Source organism: Planomonospora sp. ID82291 (assembly GCF_015711645.1).
Lineage (GTDB): Bacteria > Actinomycetota > Actinomycetes > Streptosporangiales > Streptosporangiaceae > Planomonospora.
Window position 1 is genome coordinate 241,644 of sequence record NZ_JABTEX010000003.1, and the last position, 18,236, is coordinate 259,879.

Consider the following 18,236-nt stretch of genomic DNA (forward strand, 5'->3'; position numbering starts at 1 on the left):
CACCGAGGACCGAAGTGCTGCCCGGCATGGCAGGAGAAGGCTCCTGCGGATTCGGCCTCCGGCGGCCCGGCGCCGGCGACCGCGGTTCAGACGCCGGTCGGCCGGTAGGTGAGGACGACGACGCCGGAGTCGAAGGCGGTGCTGTCGGCCAGCTCGACGCCGGTGACGCTGCCGGGACGGAACAGCGGCTCCCCCTCGCCCTTGAGGACGGGGTAGATCCACACCTTGTACTCGTCCAGCAGCCCGTGCCGGGCGAGGTCGTCGGTGAGCCGGCCGTTGCCCCAGATGAGGATGTCCTTGCCGTCCTCCTCCTTGAGCTTGGCCACCTGCGCGGCCAGGTCGTCGCCGGGGATCACGACGGTGGGGTCCCAGGCGCCCGTGTCGACCGGCCGGGAGGCGACGACGTACTTGGTCATGGCGTTGACGTGGTCGGCGTAGGGGTTGCCGCCCATGTTCGGCCAGGCCTGGGCCATGCCCTCGTAGGTGACGCGGCCCAGCAGCAGGGCGTCGCAGCCGGTGGTCATGGCGAAGGCGTAGGCCATCGCGTCCTGGCTGTTGTGCTGCATGGACCACAGGTGCGGGTCGTCGATGAAGCCGTCGAGGGTGGTGTAGGTGGAGGCGATGACCTTGCGCATGTCGGGTCCTTTCGGGGGCCGGTGGCGGTCGACTGATGAAGACGTTATAGTCATGATTATTGATAGTCAAGATTCTTGATTGAATTTTCCGGGGGAGCCCGCCATGCGAAACGACACCCCGTCTCCCGACCTGGGCATGCTGACCGGCCGGCTGATGCGCGCGATCCAGGAAGAGCTCTTCTCGACCCTGGCCGAGCAGGGCCATCCCGACGTCCGGCCACGGCACGGCTCGGTCCTGGCCCATCTGGATCCGCGGGGGACACGGGCCACCGACCTGGCCGAGCGTTCCGGTCAGCACAAGCAGATCGTCGGCACGATCGTCGACGAGCTCGTCGCCCTCGGCTACGTCCGGCGCGAACCCGACCCCGCCGACCGGCGCGCCAAGCTCGTGGTCTTCACCGACCGCGGCCGCGACGAGGTCGCCAAGGCGCGCGCCATCCTCGCGGCGATCGAGCAGCGCCACGAGCGGGCCCTGGGCGCCGACGCCTACACGACCTTCAAGGAGATGTTCCAGCAGGTCACCGACCGGCAGAGCGCCTGGCGAACCCACGGCGGCCACCGGTAGCCTCGCGCCGGCGCCGCGCTCGGGCGAAGCCCCGGCCGGCAGGGCCGGTCAGCCCTGCCCCGCCAAGGGGACGGTCGTGCGGAGCGCGCCGTCGTGGCTGCGCGCGCCGGACAGCGCCCCGGTGGTCTCGGCCAGGCCGTCGAGCGCCGTGACCGCCCGCGCCCGGGCCGCGGCGTCCAGGTTGCGGGCGAGCGTCACGTGCGGGAGCCACCGTCCCGGCGCGTGCAGCGGGTTGCCGCCGCACGCGCCGCCCAGCACCCGCCACACCTCCGCGTGTACGGCCAGCAGCCGGGCCTCCGGCACCACGCCCCAGGCCAGCGTCCGCGCCCGGCCGGCGAACAGCAGCAGCGGCCCCAGCCTGACCGGCACCGGCAGGCCGCCGAACGCCTCGGCGAACGCGGCCGGCGCGTCGGGCGGCAGCCGTTCGCAGACCGCCAGCGTCAGGTGGGGGCGGTTGGTGGGGTGCGGGTGGCGGGCCTGGCTGGGCAGCCCCTCGGCCACCAGCCGGTCCCAGGCCGCGCGCACCGCCGAGTCGAGCACGTCGTCGCAGGTCAGCTCGATGGTGTGCATCCGGCAACGGTAGCGGGCGCACCGTGTCCGATCACGGACCTCGACCGGCCTCCCCCCACTCGACGATGCCAACTTGCGGGAATTGCCATTCCCGGTAGTTGGTGAACATCTTCGCCAACGCAACAGATCAGATTTATTTATTTTTATTTTCTGGAAAACAGAAAATGCTAGGCTCGGGGCATGACACAGGAGCCGACCGCACCGCGGCCGTGCCGGCACTGCGGCACACCCGTCGAGCAGCGCCCGGGGCGGGGACGGCCCCGCGCCTACTGCCCGCAGGGCGACTGCCAGGCCGCCGCCAAACGGGAGCGGGAGCTGCGCCGCGCCACCCCCGGCCTGGAGGGCGCACTGGCCCGGGCCGAGGAGTTCTACGAGCGCATGGAGAAAGGGATGGCCGCCGCGATCGCCCCGCTGGCCCAGGTGCTGGCCGAGGAACTGAGCCCGGCCGGGGTGGAGGCCCGGGTGAGCGCGGTGCAGGCCGAGGCGCACACCCGGGTCGCCATCGCGCGCACCGAGCGGGAGCAGGCCTTCGAGCAGGTACGGCTGGCCCGCGAGGCGGCCGAGCACGCCCGCCGCGAGCGGGACGGCATGGCCGAGCGCACGGCCGAGGCGCTCGCCGAGCGCGACACCGCGCTGCGCGACGCCGAGACGGCCCGCGAGCAGGCGCTGGCCGCGCTGCGCGAGGCGGCGGCCACCGAACGCCTGGCCCGCAACGCCGAGGCCCAGGCGCGCCGCCGCGCCGAGCAGGCGGAGGCGGCCCGGGACGCGGCGGTGCGGGAGATGACCGAGCGGGTGGAGGCCGCCGACGCCGAGCGGGACCGGGCACTGGCACAGGCCGCGCAGGACCGGGAGCGCACCGCCGAGGCACTCGCCGAACGCGACGAGGCGCGCCGTGAAGCGCAGTCGGCGCGCCGGGCCGGAATCGAGGCCGAGCAGGCCGCCGCCGCCGCCGCGGCGCAGGCCGAGGCCGCCGCGGCCGAGCGGGACCGGGCGCTGGCCCGCGCCGAAGAGCAGTCCCGGGCGCGGGCCCGCGCCGAGACCCGAAGGGCCGAAGCGCTGGCGTCGCAGGCGCAGGCCCAGGAGCGCGCCGAGGCCGCCGGATCCGCGGCCGCCGAGCGGGTGGCGCAGGCCGAGGCCGCGGCGGCCGAGCGGATCGCCGAGGCCGAGGCGCGGGCCGCGCGCTCGCGGGAGCAGGCGGAGGCGATGCGGGCCGAGCGCGACGAGGCGCGCACCGGGCTGCTGCTGGAGCGCGCCCGGGTCGCCGACCTGCGGGAGCAGGTGCAGGCGGCGCGCAGCGAGGCGGCCGGCCTGCGCGAGAGAGCCGTCACGGCGGAGCTGCGCGGCGGCGGCCCGGCCGGACCGCCGCCCATCCCCTGACGCCCGGCGACCACCGCGGCACCCCTTCGACGACGGGCACCGCTATGACCTGCCTCGATGCTGGGTAGGGCAACCGGTGCCCCCGCCCGTCGGCACCGCAGCGGGACCGTCCGGCACACCGACGGGCACACCGGGAAAGTGAGGCAAGGGGTGATGGCCTCTCCACCGTGGCCGAGCGACGAGGCCGGGCGGCTTCAGGAGCTGCGAGAGCTGCACGCCCTGGACGCCGTGCTGGAAGGCGACCTTCGCGCCATCGCCGAGGTCGCCGCCTACGTCTGCCGCACGCCCATCGGCGTGGTCAACCTCATGGACGCCGACTACCAGCACTTCAAGGGACGCCACGGCATCGACCTGCCCGGTATCGGCCGCCGCCAGATGTCCTTCTGCTCCCACGCCATCCGCGGCCGCGACGTGCTGGAGGTCCGCGACGCCCTGGCCGACGAGCGCTTCCGCGACGACCCGGCCGTCCGGGGCGAGCCGTACGTGCGCTTCTACGCCGGCGCCCCCGTCGTCACCGGCCGCGGCCACGCCCTGGGCGCCGTGTTCGCGGCCGACCACCGCCCCCGCCGGCTGCTGGGCGAACAGCGGCGCGTCCTGCGCACACTGGCGGCCGGCGTGGCGCACCTGGCCGAGCTGCACCACCACGTCCGCCGCGCCGAACTGGTCGAACGCCGGATGCAGGAGCTGGAGGAGGTGAAGAACCAGTTCCTGCGCACCGTCAACCACGAGCTGCGCACCCCGCTGACCTCCATCCGCTCCTACCTGCAGCTCCTGCAGGACGGCGACCTGGACGAGACCACCGCGCAGCGGTTCCTGAGCGTCATCGACCGCAACAGCTCCCGTCTCGGCGAGCTGCTGGACCGGCTGCTGCTGATCGCCAGCCTCAACGCCCGCACCACGCTTTTCACTCCGGCGCCGGCCGACCTGGCGGCGCTGGCCCGCCAGGTGGCCGACGCCGCGGCCGAGCGGGCCCGCGCCGGAGGCCTGACCGTCACCGTGCGCGCGCCCGCTCCGGTGATGGCCTGCGCCGACGCCGTCCGGACCCGGTACGCGATCGAGCAGCTGCTCGACAACGCCATCAAGTTCACCCCGCCGGGCGGCCGCATCGAGATCGCCGTGCACGCCGACCCGGTCCCGGCGGTGGAGGTGTGCGACACCGGCATCGGCATCGACCCGGGCGAGCTCGACCGCGTCCGCGACGACTTCTACCGGGGCGTCGGCGCCGAGGACCGCGCGATCGGCGGCGCCGGGATCGGCCTGTCCCTCGCGGAGAAGATCGCCCGGATGCACGGCGGTGACGTGCGGATCGACAGCCGGCCCGGGCACGGGACCCGGGCCCGGCTGACCCTGCCCGGCCCGGTCTCCTGCCCGTAGTCCGCGCCGGGCCCGGCCGCCTGCGAGGCCCGAGGTCCCGGCCGGAAAGGACCTTGGTCGGTACCGGCGGCGGGTGCGGGCCGATGTCATGGAGGTCGCCGACACGGCGACCTATGTGACGAGGAGCGATGTGATGACCACGGCCAAGTCCGGCGGGCAGGACCCGGCCGCCTCCGGGGGGCGGGCGGCGGCGATGCTCGCCCTGGCGACCCTGGGGTTCGCGGTGAACTTCTGGGCCTGGGCGCTGCTGAGCCCGCTGGGACCCCGCTTCAAGGAGCTGCTGGGCCTGTCCGCCGCCCAGCAGGCGCTGCTGGTCGCGGTCCCGGTGGTGGTGGGCTCGCTGGGCCGCATCCCCGTCGGCGCCCTGACCGACCGGTTCGGCGGCCGGGTGATGTTCCCCCTGGTGTCGGCCGCGACCATCGTCCCGGTGCTGTTCATCGGCGTGGCCGGGCAGGGCTCCCTGCCCGTGCTGCTGGCCGGGGGCTTCTTCCTGGGCATCGGCGGGACGGTGTTCGCGGTGGGCGTGCCGTTCGTCAACGCCTGGTTCCCCCCGCACCGCCGCGGCCTGGCCCTCGGCGTCTTCGGCGTCGGCATGGGCGGCACCGCGATCAGCGCCCTGACCACCGTCCCGCTGGTGAAGACCGGCGGCTCGGCCACCCCGTTCCTGATCACCGCGGCCGTGCTGGCGCTGTACGCCGTCGTCGCGTGGCTGGTCATGCGGGACGCCCCCGGACGCGTCGCCCCGGTCCAGCCGATGGCCGCGCGCATGGCGGCCGCCGCGCGCCTGCCGATCACCTGGCAGGCCTGCGCGCTGTACGCGGTGGCCTTCGGCGGCTACGTCGCCTTCTCGGTGTACCTGCCGGCCTACCTGCAGACCGCCTACGACCTGGAGCAGGCCGACGCCGCCAACCGGATGGCCGGATTCGTGCTGCTGGCGGTCCTGATGCGCCCAGTGGGGGGCTGGCTGTCGGACCGGATCGGGCCGCTGCCCGTCCTGTCGGGCGTCTTCGCGGTCGTCTGCGCCGCGGCGGCCGTCGTGGCCTTCACCCCGTCACTGGTGCCGGTGGGCACCGCGGCCTTCCTGGTCATGGCGGCGGCCCTGGGCGCCGGCAGCGGCGCCACCTTCGCGCTGGTCGCCCAGGTCGCCCCGGCCGACAAGGTGGGATCGGTCACCGGCCTGGTCGGCGCCGCCGGCGGGCTGGGCGGATTCGTCCCGCCGCTGGTGATGGGCTTCCTGTACGGACGGTTCGGCTCCTACGCGCTGGGACTGGCGCTGCTGGCCGTGGTCTCGGCGGCGACGCTGGCGCTGACCGTGACCGTGGTCCGCTCGGCCGCCCTGCGGCGCGCGGTGCCGGCCGCCGCCGGCTCGGGATCCTGAGAGCAGGGGAGAGAGGGCTCGGCGATGACGACGGTGGGAGACGTCATGGGGGTGGTGGCGATCGCGGTCCGGCGGGAGGCGTCGTTCGCCGAGCTGGTCGAGACGATGCGGCGCTTCCAGGTCGGCACGGTCACCGTCATCGACGCCGAGCGCCGCCCGGTGGGGATGGTCTCGCGTGAGGACGTCCTGCGCAGGGACGTCGTGCGGCGGGGCGGCCCGGCGGGCCCGGAGACCGGTCCGACCGCCGGGGAGCTCATGACCGGTCCGGCGGTCGCGCTGGTCCCGGGCAGCGCGACCGCGGAGGCGGCCCGGCTGATGCGCGTCCACGGCGTGGCGCAGCTGCCGGTGGTCGATCCCGTCACCGGCAGGATCGTGGGGACGATCCACCTGCACGACCTGCCGCACGGGCCGCCGGCGCGCGGACGCGGTCCCCGGCGGCTGGCCGCCCCGCCGGGCGGGCGGTAGCGGCCCGCGGCCTGCCCCGGCCGAGCGGCCCGCCCCCGCCGCTCGGCCGGGGCAGGCCGGAGACGCAGACACCGACGCCGACGCAGACGCCGAGGCGCTCGCCGGAACGTCCCCGGCGAGCGCCTCGGCGGCGGATCCGCTACGCCCCGGTCAGCACTTGCCCGCGCCGTCGAAGGTGCGCACCCCCCGGGGGACCTTGCTCGTGATGGTCCCCCCGGGGCGGACGGTCCGGCACTCGCCGTCGCCGCCGCGAGCCCAGACGATCTTGATGCGCACGGTGTACGTGCAGTTGTTCTTGGCGTAACCCGTCTTGGTGATCCTGCCCACCTTCTGCCAGACGTGGACGCAGCCGGGTGCGTTCCCGGCGGGCTTCGCGACGGTGACGGCGGACGCCTCGGCCGCAGCCGGGACCGACAGGCCGAGCCCGGCCACGGCGCACAGGGCCAGAACGGACGTACGGAGCTTTCGCATGGAACCTCGTTTCGGGAGTCGCGCCGCCTCTCCCGGCGGCGCTGCAACGACGAGAGCCATCGAAACACCGGGGGACGATCCGCCGAATCCCGCGGAAAACTGAGATCGCACGGACTTCGGCGGTACACGACGCCACCGGTCTACGTCGTCTGCCGTACACCTCCGGCGGGACGGCGCACCCACCGCAGGAGCTCCGCGCAGGGCCGGGCCGCCGCGGCCCGCCCTCTCCCCGCCCTTCTCCCGGGTCCTTCCCCGGCTCCCGCCTCCGCGCCGGGGCGGTCCGCCCTCCCAAGTGGCCGCAGGTCCGGCGCGGGTGCGAGACTCGCGATATGACCGACAGGCAACGGCGCTCCCTGAACACCCACATGCGGCTGGACGACCTGCTGTCAGAGCTGCGGACGCGGCTCGAGGCGGTCCTGGCCACCCGCGACCGGGTGCACGCGCTGCTGGAGGCCGTCGTCTCGGTCGGCAGCGACCTGGACCTGGAGACCGTGCTGCAGCGCATCGTCAGGACCGCCACCACCCTCGTCGACGCCGGCTACGGCGCACTGGGCGTGATCGGCGAGGAACGCACCCTGGTGCAGTTCGTCCCGGTCGGCCTCAGCGAGGAGGAGATCGTCCGCATCGAGCACTGGCCGCACGGCCTGGGCCTGCTCGGGCTGCTCATCGACCAGCCGCAGACCCTGCGGCTGGCCGACATCGGCGACCATCCCGCCTCCTACGGCTTCCCGCCCGGCCACCCGCCGATGGGCTCCTTCCTCGGCGTGCCGATCCGGGTGCGCGAGGAGGTGTTCGGCAACCTCTACCTGACCGAGAAACGCGGCGGCGGGCAGTTCGACGAGGAGGACGAGTCGATCGTCGTCGCGCTGGCCGCCGCGGCGGGCGTGGCCATCGAGAACGCCCGCCTGTACGAGGACACGCGGCGGCGCGAGACCTGGCTGCAGGCCTCGGCGGAGATCACCACCAGCCTGCTGTCGGGGGCCGAGCCCGCCGACGTGCTGAACCGCATGGCCCAGCGGGCGCGCGAGATGGCCGGCGCCGACATCGTGGCCGTCATGCTCGCCGACGAGGCCCGCCAGGACCTGCAGGTCGTGCTCGCCGACGGCGAGGCCGCCGGCTCCCTGATCGGCCGCCACGTGCCCGTCGCCGGCTCCCTGGCCGGCACCGCCCTGCTGCGCGGCGAGCCCGTCATGCTCAACGAGCTCGCCGAGACCGACCTGCTGACCCTGACCGCCGAGCACCTTTCGGTGGGGCCGGTGGCCGCCGTGCCGCTGGGCGCGGCCGGCGCCGCGCGCGGCGTGCTGAAGCTGGGCAAACGCGCGGGCCGCGTCCCGTTCAGCCACGCCGACGTGCGCACCCTGCACGCCTTCGCCGGTCAGGCGGCCCTGGCGCTGGAGCTGGCCGAGACCCGCAGGGACGCCGAACGGCTCGGCCTGCTGGAAGACCGCGACCGCATCGCCCGCGACCTGCACGACGTCGTCATCCAGCGGCTGTTCGCCGTGGCGATGACGCTGATGAGCACGGTGCGGATGGTGGAGCGGCCCGAGGCCTCCGGACGGCTGCAGCACGCGATCGACGAGCTGGACGAGACGATCCGGCAGATCAGATCGACGATCTTCGCGTTGCAGACGCCGCGCCAGGCGGCCGGGCCGAGCCTGCGGGCGCAGATCGTGGAGCTGGTGGAGAGCTCGCGCGGCCATCTGGGCTTCATGCCGGGCCTGCGCATGGAGGGCCGGCTCGACAACGAGGTGCCCGAACCGCTCGCCGAGCAGCTGCTGGCGGTCCTGCGCGAGGCCCTGTCGAACATCGTGCGCCACGCCAAGGCCTCCCGGGCCCAGGTGTCGGCGCAGGTCACCGCCGACCGGCTGGTCCTGGCGGTCGGCGACGACGGCGTCGGCCTGCCCGAGGGCGGCAGGCGCAGCGGCCTGCGCAACATGGCCGAGCGCGCCGAGCGGCTGGGCGGGTCCTTCCAGGTGGCGGCTCCACCGGAGGGCGGCACCCTCCTGGAGTGGAGCGTGCCGCTCACCTGATCCGGTGCGGTGCGAGCAAGGAACAACCCCGCAGTCCCCTGAGCCCTCCGCCCTCGCCATGGCTCCAGGACCTGGGCGTTCTCCGTGCATGAGTCGACGTCGCCCCCGCCCTCGGGTTCTCGGCGGTGATGCCACGGATCCAGCGGTCCTGGGAGGCTTGATCGCTTACCTGGTCAGGGCTGTGTGATGCGCTCGAGCCATCGCTGCAGGAGGGCGGTTTCGACCGGTTCGAGGGCCTCGGCGCCGCCGAGCTGGAGTTGCGCGCGCAGGCGCAGCGCGGCGGTCCGCAGAGGGTCGCCGTCCTGCCGGTCGGACGTGTGGGCGAGCACGTGCGAGAACACGGCGTCGCGCATGCGGTGGGACGGCGCGGGATCGTCGAACAGGGCCGGCCTGGCGATGTGGTCCAGCGCGGTCCCGATGTTCGCCGACAGGATCAGCTGAGCGGCGGTCCGCGGCTCGAGCTTCAGCGCGCCCACCGCCGCGCACCGGGTGAGCGCCGCCACCAGCAGGTCCATCACACGCTCTCGCGCCGTCGAGTGCGACCACGGCCGCGGAGTGAACATCAACTGGTAGAGCGCCGGGTTCGCCTGAGCGAACGCCATGTGGCCGTCCCAGCCGGCGTGCAGGTCGGCGACCGGGTCGCCGGTCCGCTCCTGGGCGGCCTTGAGCGCGGCGTACCGCTCGTACCCGTGGTCGGCGACGGCGTCGAGCAGCCCGCGCTTGTCACCGAACAACCGGTAGAGCACGGGCTGGCTCACGCCGACCGCCTCGCAGACCGCGCGTGTGGCGATCTCGTGGTCTGAGGACGACGCCAGCTGCCGCTCCGCGGCCTCGATCATCGCCGCGCGGAGCGGGTCCGTCTCTGCCATGCGATCAATGATACCGACACACGATAGCGATGGTACGAATCTGTGCTACCGTCATCTCTTAGCGACGATATTGAGAATCCGTATCGACGATAAGGCGGGAGGTTTTCATGAGTGATCAGCGTGTGGCCGTCGTCAGCGGCGGCTCCCGCGGGATAGGCAAGGCGATCGCGGTGGCGCTGGCGGCGCGCGGCTGTGCGGTCGCGGTGGGCTTCCACGGGGCGGCCTCCGCCGCGGCGCAGGTGGCCGAGGAGATCACGGCGTCCGGCGGCCGGGCCATCCCGGTCCAGGCCGACGTGGCCGACGAGGACGCCGTCGCGGAGATGTTCGACGCGGCGGAGGAGTCCTTCGGCGGGGTCGATGTGGTCGTCAACTCGGCGGGGCGGCTGTCGCTGTCCCCGATCGCCGACCTCGACCTGGACGAACTGGACGCCCTGCACCGCACCAACATCCGCGGCGCGTTCGTGATGGCCCGACAGGCCGCACGCCGCGTGCGCGCCGGGGGAGCGATCGTCAACCTGTCCACCTCCGTGGTCGGGCTGCAGTTCCCCGCCTACGGGGCGTACGCCGCGAGCAAGGCGGCCGTCGAGGCGATGACGCTGGTGCTCGCCCGCGAGCTGCGCGGACGGGACATCACGGTCAACGCCGTCGCGCCCGGCCCGACCGCCACCGAACTGTTCCTGAACGGCAAGGACGAGGCGACGATCCAGCGGCTCGCCGAGCAGCCGCCGCTGGAACGGCTCGGCACCCCCGAGGACATCGCCGAGGTCGTCTCCTTCCTGGCGGGTCCGGCCGGGCACTGGATCAACGGGCAGGTCGTGCGCGCGAACGGCGGAATCGTCTGATGGCCGCGTCAACGTCCTCGCACCCCACAGGCCGACCGCATCGTCCTCGGCCGCCTCACTCCGAACCACCACCACACGAAAGGTGATCATCATGCCGTTCGCCAACCTCAAGGTCCCCGCCGGCACCCTGACGCCCGAGTCCAAGAAGAAGCTCATCGACGCCGTCACCGACGCCTACGCCGCCGTGTACGGCGAGCGTGCCAGGGCGACCACCCTGGTCCTCCTCGAGGAGGTCCCCGACGGCGGCTGGGGCCTCGGCGGCAACATCCTCACCGCTGAGATGCTCGGCCGTAGCTGACGGCTGCGCCACCCCATCGAGGCCCGTCGACCCTTCCGGTCCGAGGCCACCCGGGACGGACTCGCCGCGGCCGTCGCCGCCGGCCGCAAGCCCGGCCGACGGCCAAGCACGCCCCCACTCACCCGAGAGCAGGAAGAGCCGGCCGACCGACTGCAGGCCACCGGTCATCCGGTCGTCGAGATCACCGGCCTGATCCGGTGCGGTGCGAGCACCGCACCGGGAAACCGGCCGACCGGCACGGTGTTCCTCGACGCCGTACCGGTCGGAGCATGGGCCGCCGTCCCCTCCGGGGGGCGGCGGCACGTCAGCGCGACGGCTCCCAGCCGCGCCGCGGGGCGCGCGAGCCGGTCGGCTGATCGTCGCGGCTGCGGTAGACCACGTACGGGCGGGTCAGGTAGCCGACCGGCGCGGTCAGCATGTGCACCAGCCGGGTGAACGGCCAGACCGCGAACAGCACCAGCGCACTGAGCGCGTGCAACTGGAACAGCAGCGGCGCGCCGGCCATCAGCGCCGGATCCGGCTGGAAGTAGAAGATCGACCGGAACCACGGCGAGATGGTCGTGCGGTAGTCGTAGCCGCCGCCGACGATGTTCGCCATCACCGTGGCGGCCAGGCCCAGCACGATGGTGACGGCCAGCACCGCGTACATCAGCTTGTCGTTGCGGGTGGTGGCGGTGAACACCGGGCCGACGGTGCGGCGCCGGTAGACCAGGATCGCCAGGCCGCCGAGGGTGGCCACCCCCGCGATCGTGCCCAGCACGACCGCGACGATGTGGTAGGTGTGCTCGCTGACGCCCACCGCCTCGGTCCAGCTCTTGGGGATCACCAGCCCGCCGATGTGGCCGAGCAGCACCACCAGGATGCCGAAGTGGAACAGCGGGCTGCCGATGCGCAGCAGCCTCGACTCGTACATCTGCGACGAGCGGGTGGTCCAGCCGAACTTGTCGTAGCGGTAGCGCCAGACATGCCCCAGCACGAACACCGTCAGCGCCACGTACGGCGCCACCACCCACAGCACCACGTCCAGTGCGTTCACCTGCTCGCCTCCATCACCGCGTACGGTTCCAACCCGACCTCTTCGGCCGGCGGGCCCTGGGAGGCCAGCCGCAGCGCGGCCTCCTCGTCGCGCAGGCTCGCCGGGCCGAGCGTGGCCAGCACCGCGGCCACCACGTCGGCGTACGGCGAGTGCTCGGCCTCCAGCGCCTTGCGCAGCAGCTCCACCCCGGCCCGGTTCTCCTGCAGCAGCCGCCGGGCCTCCCGGACGGCGCCGCGCGCCAGCAGCTCGCACACCACCGCCAGGTGGTCGGGCAGCTCGCCGTCGGCGAGCTCGAAGCCCGCGCTGCGGAAGGCGTGCTTGAAGCGCAGCAGCGCCGCGCCGCGCTTGCGGGTGTCACCGTAGGCGTAGTACGTCAGGTACGGGCAGCAGCGCCGCTTCAGGTCGAACGTCGCCACGTAGTGGGCGGCCAGCTCGACCCGGCCGGCGGTCTCGGCGTGCTCCAGGAAGGCCGCGAGCCGCGTCCGGACCTCCCCTTCCGGCAGGCCGGCCACCGCCCCGGCGAGCACCTCGCGCTCGCCGTACAGCCGCTCGTCGGGGTAGCCGAGCAGCACCGAGGCCACCATGTGGGCGGTGCGCAGCGCGCCGGGGTCCAGCTCGCTCACGACTCCTCCTTCTTGCCGTTCTTGGGGAACAGCCCGTCCGGGGTGCCCTTGCCGTCCCAGTTGAGCAGGTTGACCCGGCCGCGCAGCTCGCTGGCGTCGTCCAGGTCGTCGCCGCGCTGGCGCTCCTTGAGCGCGTGGAAGTTCTCCACCGCGATCGGGGCGGGCGTGCCGGAGGCCTCACCGAACGGGCCGCCCATCCCGGGGCCGCCCTCGTAGTCGAGGCTGCAGCCGCTGCCCAGCGCCAGCTCCTCCAGCTGCGCCCCCTGCTCGGCGTGGGCCTTGGGGATCACGTAGCGCTCGTCGTAGGCGGCAATGGCCAGCAGCCGGTGCATGTCCCGGATGTTCTGGCCGGTCATGCCGACCGCCTCGGCGATCGACTCGTCGGCCTCCTGGCCCAGGTTGAGCCGGCGCATGTAGGAGCGCATCGCGGCCAGGCGGCGCAGCACCGCGCGCACCGGCTCCGGATCCCCGGCGGTGAACAGCTCCGCCAGGTAGCCGATCGGGATGCGCAGCGCGTCGATCGCACCGAACAGGTTGCCGGCGTCCTCGCCGTCGTGGCCGGTGCCGCTCAAGACGTCCACCACCGGCGACAGCGGCGGGATGTACCAGACCATCGGCATCGTCCGGTACTCGGGGTGCAGCGGCAGCGCCACCCCGAACTCGAAGATCAGCTTGTGGATGGGGGAGCGGCGCGCCGCCTCCAGCCAGTCGTCCGGGATGCCCGCCGCACGGGCCGCCTCGATCACCGCCGGGTCGTGCGGGTCGAGCATCACGCTCTTCTGCGCCTCCAGCAGCTCCTTCTCGTCGGTGACGGAGGCCGCCTCGGTCACCCGGTCGGCGTCGTACAGGATGAGCCCGATGTAGCGCAGCCGGCCTACGCACGTCTCCGAGCAGACCGTGGGCAGGCCCACCTCCACCCGCGGGAAGCAGAACGTGCACTTCTCCGCCTTACCGGTGCGGTGGTTGAAGTACACCTTCTTGTACGGGCAGCCCGTCACGCACATCCGCCAGCCGCGGCAGCGGTCCTGGTCGACCAGGACGATGCCGTCCTCGGAGCGCTTGTAGATCGCCCCCGACGGGCACGAGGAGGCGCACGAGGGGTTGAGGCAGTGCTCGCAGATGCGCGGCAGGTAGAACATGAACGCGTTCTCGAAGTCCAGCTTGACCTGGTCGGAGACCTTGCGCAGCACCGGGTCGGCCGGCGCCAGCTCCGGACCGCCGGCCAGGTTGTCGTCCCAGTTCGCACTCCAGCTGATCTTCGTGGGCTCGCCGGTGATCAGCGAGCGCGGCCGCGCCACCGGCGTGTCGGCCTGCATCGGCGCCGAGAACAGCCGGTCGTAGTCGTAGGTCCAAGGCTCGTAGTAGTCCTGGATCGACGGCATCAGCGGGTTGGCGAAGATCGAGAACAGCTTCTTCAGCCGCCCGCCCGCCTTGAGCTTCAACCGGCCGCGCGAGTTGAGCTCCCAGCCGCCCTTCCACTTGTCCTGGTCCTGGTAGGTGCGGGGGTAGCCCTGCCCGGGACGGGTCTCGACGTTGTTGAACCACACGTACTCGGTGCCGGCCCGGTTGGTCCACGCCTGCTTGCAGGTGACCGAGCAGGTGTGGCAGCCGATGCACTTGTCGAGGTTCATGACCATGGCGAGCTGTGCCATGACGCGCATCAGTAGTCGACCTCCTGGTTGCGGCGGCGGATCACGGTGACCTCGTCACGCTGGTTACCGGTCGGACCGAGGTAGTTGAACGCGAACGACAGCTGGGCGTAGCCGCCGATCAGATGCGTGGGCTTGATCATCAGACGGGTCAGGGAGTTGTGGATGCCGCCGCGCTTGCCCGAGGTCTCGCTCTTGGGCACGTCCACCACCCGCTCCTGGGCGTGGTACATGTACACCGTCCCGGTCGGCATGCGGTGCGAGACGATCGCCCGCGCCACCACGACGCCGTTGCGGTTGAGGGCCTCCACCCAGTCGTTGTCGCGGATCTCCGCCCGCTCGGCGTCGGCCGGGCTCATCCAGATCGTCGGCCCGCCCCGCGACAGCGTCAGCATCAGCAGGTTGTCCTGGTACTCCGAATGGATCGACCACTTGGAGTGCGGCGTCAGGTACCGCACCGTGATCCCGCCCGCGCCCTCCTGCCCGGCCGAGCCGATGCCCGGCTCACCGAACAGCGCCGTCATGTTCAGCGGCGGCCGGTAGACCGGCAGCGCCTCGCCCACCTCGTGGATCCAGTCGTGGTCGAGGAAGAAGTGCTGGCGGCCGGTCAGGGTGTGCCAGGGCTTGCGGTGCTCGACGTTGATGGTGAACGCCGAGTAGCGGCGCCCGCCCGTCTCGCTGCCCGACCACTCCGGCGACGTCGTCACCGGCACCGGCCGCGCCTGCGTGTCGGCGAACGTGATCTTCTTGTGCTCGTCGGCGAGCCCGGCGAAGCTCGTGCCGGTGCGCCGGCCCAGCGTCGCGAAGCCCTGCGCGGCCAGATGCCCGTTGGTGGTGCCCGACAGCGCCAGGATCGTCTCGCACATGTGGGTGTCGCGGGCCAGCGACGGCCGCCCGTCGGCCACCCCGCCGCGCACCGTGCCGTTCATCCGGCCCAGCCGCTCGATCTCCCCCGACACGTCGTAGGTCAGGCCCTTGGTGGTGGCGCCGAGCTTCTCCATCAGCGGCCCGAGCGCCGCCATCTTCTGCGCGATCGCGCCGTAGTCCCGCTCCACCGTGACGATCTTCGGGAAGTCCCGGCCCGGCACCGGCGTGCGGCCCTCGGCCCGCCAGTCGCGCACCACGCCGCCCGGCGTGGCGAACTCGTCCGGCGTGTCGTGCAGCAGCGGCACCGCCACCACGTCCTTGCGCACCCCCAGATGGGTGGCGGCCAGCGCGCTGAACGCCTCGGCGACGGCCGTGAACGCCGCGAAGTCGGTGCGGGTCTGCCACGGCGGGTCGATCGCCGGGCTGAAGGCGTGCACGAACGGGTGCATGTCGGTCGAGGACAGGTCGTGCTTCTCGTACCAGGTCGCGGCCGGCAGCACGATGTCGGAGAACAGCGTCGTCGACGTCATCCGGAAGTCCAGCGACAGCAGCAGGTCCAGCTTGCCCTGCGGCGCCTCCTCGCGCCAGCGCACGTCACCGGGACGGTGCTCCGGCCCGGCCTCGGTGGCGCGCAGCGAGGAGTCGGCGCCCAGCAGGTGCCGCAGGAAGTACTCGTTGCCCTTGGCCGACGAGCCCAGCAGGTTGGCCCGCCACACCGTCAGCACCCGCGGCCAGTTGGCGGGGGAGTCGGGGTCCTCGCAGGCGAAGCCCAGCTCGCCGGCGGCGACCTTGCCCGCGATGTACGGCCCCGCCTCCTGCCCGGAGGCGGCCGCCTCCTCGGCCAGCTCCAGCGGATTGCGGTCGAACGTCGGATACGACGGCATCCAGCCCATCCGCGCCGAGGCCGACAGCAGGTCGGCGGTCGCCTTGCCGGTGAACGCGCCGCCGCCCAGCGGCGAGGAGACCGTGCCGGCGCTGTAGGTGTCGTAGCGCCACTGGTCGGTGTGCAGGTACCAGTAGGCGGTGCCGATCATCTGCCGCGGCGGGCGCGACCAGTCGGTGCCGAACGCCATGTGCGCCCACCCGGTGACCGGCCGGCACTTCTCCTGCCCGACGTAGTGCGCCCAGCCGCCGCCGTTGACGCCCTGGCAGCCGGTCAGCGTGGTCAGCGCCAGGAACGAGCGGTAGATCGTGTCGGAGTGGAACCAGTGGTTCGTCCCCGCCCCCATGATGATCATCGATCGGCCGCCGGACTCCTCGGCGTTGCGCGCGAACTCCCGGGCGATCTTCACGGCCTTGGCCGCCGGCACCCCGGTGATCGCCTCCTGCCAGGCCGGCGTGTACGGCGCGGAGGCGTCGTCGTAGGAGGCCGGCCAGTGCCGCTCGCCGCCCGCCTCCGGCCCCTCACCGCCGGCGCGGCTCGAGCCGCCCGGCCGGGCCACGCCGTACTGGGCGAGCATGAGGTCGAAGACCGTCGTCACCAGCCGGCCGGCGACCTCGCGCACCGGCACGCCGCGCCGCAGCACCCCGCCCGCGCCGTCGTCGCCGGCCTCATCGAAGCGGGGCAGCAGCACCGTCGCGGTGCGCCCGCCGTGCAGGCTCAGCAGCGGATCCACGCCCTGCAGGTCGAGGTTCCAGCGCCCCTGGCCCTGCTCGGAGTAGCGGAAGCCGAGCGAGCCGTTGGGCACCACCGGCTCACCGGTCGCCGCGTCCATCAGCACGGTCTTGAACGCCGCCTCCTGATCCGCCTGGCCGAGGTCGGCGGCGGTCAGGAACTTGCCCGGCACGTACCCGCCGTCCTCGCGCTCGACCAGCGTCACCAGGAACGGCAGGTCGCTGTGGCGCTTGACGTAGTCGGTGAAGTACGGCACCTGCCGGTCGACGAAGAACTCCTTGAGGATCACGTGCCCCATCGCCATGGCCAGCGCCCCGTCGGTCCCCGGATGCGGCGCCAGCCACTCGTCGGCGAACTTCGTCGCGTCGCTGTAGTCGGGGGTGACCACCACGACCTTCTGCCCCCGGTAGCGGGCCTCGGTCATGTAGTGCGCGTCCGGGGTGCGCGTCACCGGCACGTTGGAGCCCCACAGCATCAGGTAGGCCGCGTCCCACCAGTCGGCCGACTCCGGCACGTCGGTCTGGTCGCCGAACACCTGCGGCGAGGCCACTGGCAGGTCGGCGTACCAGTCGTAGAACGACAGCATGGTCCCGCCGATCAGCGAGACGAACCGGGCGCCGGAGGCGTGCGAGACCATCGACATCGCCGGGATCGGCGAGAACCCCGCGACCCGGTCGGGACCGTAGGCCTTGATGGTGTGCACGTGCGCCGCGGCGATCATCTCGGTCGCCTCGTCCCACGTGACGCGGACCAGACCGCCCTTGCCGCGCGCCGACTGGTAGCGGCGCCGCTTGTCCGGATCGGAGGTGACCTCCGCCCAGGCCGCCACCGGATCGCCGAGGCGCGCCTTGGCCTCCCGGTACATCTCCACCAGCACGCCGCGCGCGTACGGGAAGCGCACCCGGGTGGGGGAGTAGGTGTACCAGGAGAACGCCGCACCGCGCGGGCAGCCGCGCGGCTCGTACTCCGGCCGGTCGCCCCCCACGCTGGGGTAGTCGGTCTGCTGCGACTCCCAGGTGATGATGCCGTCCTTGACATAGACTTTCCACGAGCACGACCCGGTGCAGTTCACCCCGTGCGTGGAGCGCACCACCTTGTCGTGGCTCCACCGGTCGCGGTAGAACGCGTCCGCCTGGCGGCCGCCGATCTGGTGCAGCGTCCGCAGGTCGTCGGAGACCGTCCCGGCGCGCAGATGCCGCCCCAACCGCAGCAGCGCGTCGTCGACCGGCCCGTCCATGCCCGCCATATGTGATCCTCTTTCTCTCGTCACAGACCGCACATCCCCGCGATGCCCGCTTCCATGACCGTTTCCGCTGATCGTTTTCTACCGATCATTCCATGGGCGTGCATCCCGGGAAGGAACGCGGCCGGCTCCGGCCGCGGGATCCGTGGCGGGTCCCTGCCGCCCCAGGCGTCCCCTGAGGCGGTCCTCATCCTCCCGACAGGGCATATCCCGACCTCAGGGTCTTTAGTCCCGCAGGTCGGGCCCAAAGGCCCAAAGATCTACGCAATTCCGCCCGCAACAGCGCGCCTCCTCCACGGGGTGCGGCCGGCCGTCAGGGGTCCGCCGTC

At 72.9% G+C, this 18,236-nt stretch carries 16 protein-coding genes; 8 read left to right on the plus strand and 8 right to left on the minus strand.

The annotated features are described in order from the left end of the window. Positions 1 to 86: 86 nt before the first annotated feature. A complete protein-coding gene (locus HS045_RS20360) occupies positions 87 to 635 on the minus strand; it encodes a dihydrofolate reductase family protein (RefSeq protein WP_196453048.1) in 549 nt (182 codons plus the stop codon). A gap of 103 nt (positions 636 to 738) precedes the next feature. Between HS045_RS20360 and HS045_RS20365 the strand changes: the two genes are divergently transcribed. Then, entirely contained in the window at positions 739 to 1,200 is a 462-nt protein-coding gene (locus HS045_RS20365) for a MarR family winged helix-turn-helix transcriptional regulator (protein WP_196453049.1), read from the plus strand. 48 nt (positions 1,201 to 1,248) lie between these two features. On the opposite strand, the gene HS045_RS20370 is transcribed toward HS045_RS20365, so the two are convergent. Continuing rightward, positions 1,249 to 1,770: a 2'-5' RNA ligase family protein gene (locus HS045_RS20370; RefSeq protein WP_196453050.1), complete on the minus strand. Its 522-nt coding sequence runs from the start codon at positions 1,768 to 1,770 to the stop codon at positions 1,249 to 1,251. Positions 1,771 to 1,950: 180 nt separating this feature from the next. Between HS045_RS20370 and HS045_RS20375 the strand changes: the two genes are divergently transcribed. The 4 genes from HS045_RS20375 (at position 1,951) to HS045_RS20390 (ending at position 6,364) form a co-directional block, all read left to right on the plus strand. Continuing rightward, positions 1,951 to 3,147 carry a zinc ribbon domain-containing protein gene (locus tag HS045_RS20375; protein WP_196453051.1) on the plus strand — a complete coding sequence of 399 codons (1,197 nt, stop codon included), beginning with the start codon at positions 1,951 to 1,953 and terminating at the stop codon, positions 3,145 to 3,147. A 153-nt stretch (positions 3,148 to 3,300) separates the two neighbouring features. Then, positions 3,301 to 4,521 carry a HAMP domain-containing sensor histidine kinase gene (locus HS045_RS20380; RefSeq protein ID WP_196453052.1) on the plus strand — a complete coding sequence of 407 codons (1,221 nt, stop codon included), beginning with the start codon at positions 3,301 to 3,303 and terminating at the stop codon, positions 4,519 to 4,521. A gap of 133 nt (positions 4,522 to 4,654) precedes the next feature. Continuing rightward, positions 4,655 to 5,899: an MFS transporter gene (locus tag HS045_RS20385; protein WP_196453053.1), complete on the plus strand. Its 1,245-nt coding sequence runs from the start codon at positions 4,655 to 4,657 to the stop codon at positions 5,897 to 5,899. Positions 5,900 to 5,923: 24 nt separating this feature from the next. Beyond that, the gene (locus HS045_RS20390) at positions 5,924 to 6,364 is read left to right on the plus strand and encodes a CBS domain-containing protein (protein ID WP_196453054.1); all 441 of its coding nucleotides are present in this window, start codon (positions 5,924 to 5,926) and stop codon (positions 6,362 to 6,364) included. A 150-nt stretch (positions 6,365 to 6,514) separates the two neighbouring features. Here HS045_RS20390 and HS045_RS20395 read toward each other — a convergent pair whose 3' ends face one another. Further along, complete coding sequence (locus HS045_RS20395; protein ID WP_196453055.1) at positions 6,515 to 6,835, minus strand: hypothetical protein; 321 nt, start codon at positions 6,833 to 6,835, stop codon at positions 6,515 to 6,517. A gap of 329 nt (positions 6,836 to 7,164) precedes the next feature. Between HS045_RS20395 and HS045_RS20400 the strand changes: the two genes are divergently transcribed. Then, positions 7,165 to 8,865 carry a GAF domain-containing protein gene (locus HS045_RS20400; protein WP_196453056.1) on the plus strand — a complete coding sequence of 567 codons (1,701 nt, stop codon included), beginning with the start codon at positions 7,165 to 7,167 and terminating at the stop codon, positions 8,863 to 8,865. Between the two features lie 173 nt (positions 8,866 to 9,038). Here the strand turns inward: HS045_RS20400 and HS045_RS20405 are convergent, their stop codons facing one another. After that, complete coding sequence (locus HS045_RS20405; RefSeq protein ID WP_196453057.1) at positions 9,039 to 9,734, minus strand: TetR/AcrR family transcriptional regulator; 696 nt, start codon at positions 9,732 to 9,734, stop codon at positions 9,039 to 9,041. A gap of 107 nt (positions 9,735 to 9,841) precedes the next feature. Here HS045_RS20405 and HS045_RS20410 point away from each other — a divergent pair, with 107 nt between their 5' ends. Together HS045_RS20410 and HS045_RS20415 are read left to right on the plus strand one after the other, a co-directional pair. Then, a complete protein-coding gene (locus HS045_RS20410; RefSeq protein WP_196453058.1) occupies positions 9,842 to 10,576 on the plus strand; it encodes an SDR family oxidoreductase in 735 nt (244 codons plus the stop codon). Between the two features lie 91 nt (positions 10,577 to 10,667). Continuing rightward, positions 10,668 to 10,874 (plus strand): 4-oxalocrotonate tautomerase family protein, encoded by a 207-nt coding sequence (locus tag HS045_RS20415; RefSeq protein ID WP_196453059.1) that lies wholly within the window; start codon positions 10,668 to 10,670, stop codon positions 10,872 to 10,874. 304 nt (positions 10,875 to 11,178) lie between these two features. Here HS045_RS20415 and narI read toward each other — a convergent pair whose 3' ends face one another. From narI to HS045_RS20435, 4 genes are read right to left on the minus strand one after another with little or no spacing between them, the layout of a single operon-like run. After that, on the minus strand, positions 11,179 to 11,910 hold the full coding sequence (narI, locus tag HS045_RS20420; protein ID WP_196453060.1) for a respiratory nitrate reductase subunit gamma: 732 nt from the start codon (positions 11,908 to 11,910) through the stop codon (positions 11,179 to 11,181). After that, positions 11,907 to 12,533 carry a nitrate reductase molybdenum cofactor assembly chaperone gene (narJ, locus tag HS045_RS20425; protein ID WP_307827619.1) on the minus strand — a complete coding sequence of 209 codons (627 nt, stop codon included), beginning with the start codon at positions 12,531 to 12,533 and terminating at the stop codon, positions 11,907 to 11,909. The genes narI and narJ overlap by 4 nt, the downstream gene beginning before the upstream one ends. Then, entirely contained in the window at positions 12,530 to 14,194 is a 1,665-nt protein-coding gene (narH, locus tag HS045_RS20430) for a nitrate reductase subunit beta (protein WP_196453061.1), read from the minus strand. The genes narJ and narH overlap by 4 nt, the downstream gene beginning before the upstream one ends. Next, positions 14,194 to 17,910, minus strand: coding sequence for a nitrate reductase subunit alpha (locus tag HS045_RS20435; protein ID WP_196453062.1), 3,717 nt, complete (start codon positions 17,908 to 17,910; stop codon positions 14,194 to 14,196). The genes narH and HS045_RS20435 overlap by 1 nt, the downstream gene beginning before the upstream one ends. Positions 17,911 to 18,236 lie beyond the last annotated feature (326 nt).

Bases quoted from the DNA above. Each gene is read 5' to 3' on its own strand.
- HS045_RS20360 (WP_196453048.1), bottom strand. From the start codon at position 635: ATGCGCAAGGTCATCGCCTCCACCTACACCACCCTCGACGGCTTCATC.
- HS045_RS20365 (WP_196453049.1), top strand. From the start codon at position 739: ATGCGAAACGACACCCCGTCTCCCGACCTGGGCATGCTGACCGGCCGG.
- HS045_RS20370 (WP_196453050.1), bottom strand. From the start codon at position 1,770: ATGCACACCATCGAGCTGACCTGCGACGACGTGCTCGACTCGGCGGTG.
- HS045_RS20375 (WP_196453051.1), top strand. From the start codon at position 1,951: ATGACACAGGAGCCGACCGCACCGCGGCCGTGCCGGCACTGCGGCACA.
- HS045_RS20380 (WP_196453052.1), top strand. From the start codon at position 3,301: ATGGCCTCTCCACCGTGGCCGAGCGACGAGGCCGGGCGGCTTCAGGAG.
- HS045_RS20385 (WP_196453053.1), top strand. From the start codon at position 4,655: ATGACCACGGCCAAGTCCGGCGGGCAGGACCCGGCCGCCTCCGGGGGG.
- HS045_RS20390 (WP_196453054.1), top strand. From the start codon at position 5,924: ATGACGACGGTGGGAGACGTCATGGGGGTGGTGGCGATCGCGGTCCGG.
- HS045_RS20395 (WP_196453055.1), bottom strand. From the start codon at position 6,835: ATGCGAAAGCTCCGTACGTCCGTTCTGGCCCTGTGCGCCGTGGCCGGG.
- HS045_RS20400 (WP_196453056.1), top strand. From the start codon at position 7,165: ATGACCGACAGGCAACGGCGCTCCCTGAACACCCACATGCGGCTGGAC.
- HS045_RS20405 (WP_196453057.1), bottom strand. From the start codon at position 9,734: ATGGCAGAGACGGACCCGCTCCGCGCGGCGATGATCGAGGCCGCGGAG.
- HS045_RS20410 (WP_196453058.1), top strand. From the start codon at position 9,842: ATGAGTGATCAGCGTGTGGCCGTCGTCAGCGGCGGCTCCCGCGGGATA.
- HS045_RS20415 (WP_196453059.1), top strand. From the start codon at position 10,668: ATGCCGTTCGCCAACCTCAAGGTCCCCGCCGGCACCCTGACGCCCGAG.
- narH (WP_196453061.1), bottom strand. From the start codon at position 14,194: ATGCGCGTCATGGCACAGCTCGCCATGGTCATGAACCTCGACAAGTGC.
- HS045_RS20435 (WP_196453062.1), bottom strand. From the start codon at position 17,910: ATGGCGGGCATGGACGGGCCGGTCGACGACGCGCTGCTGCGGTTGGGG.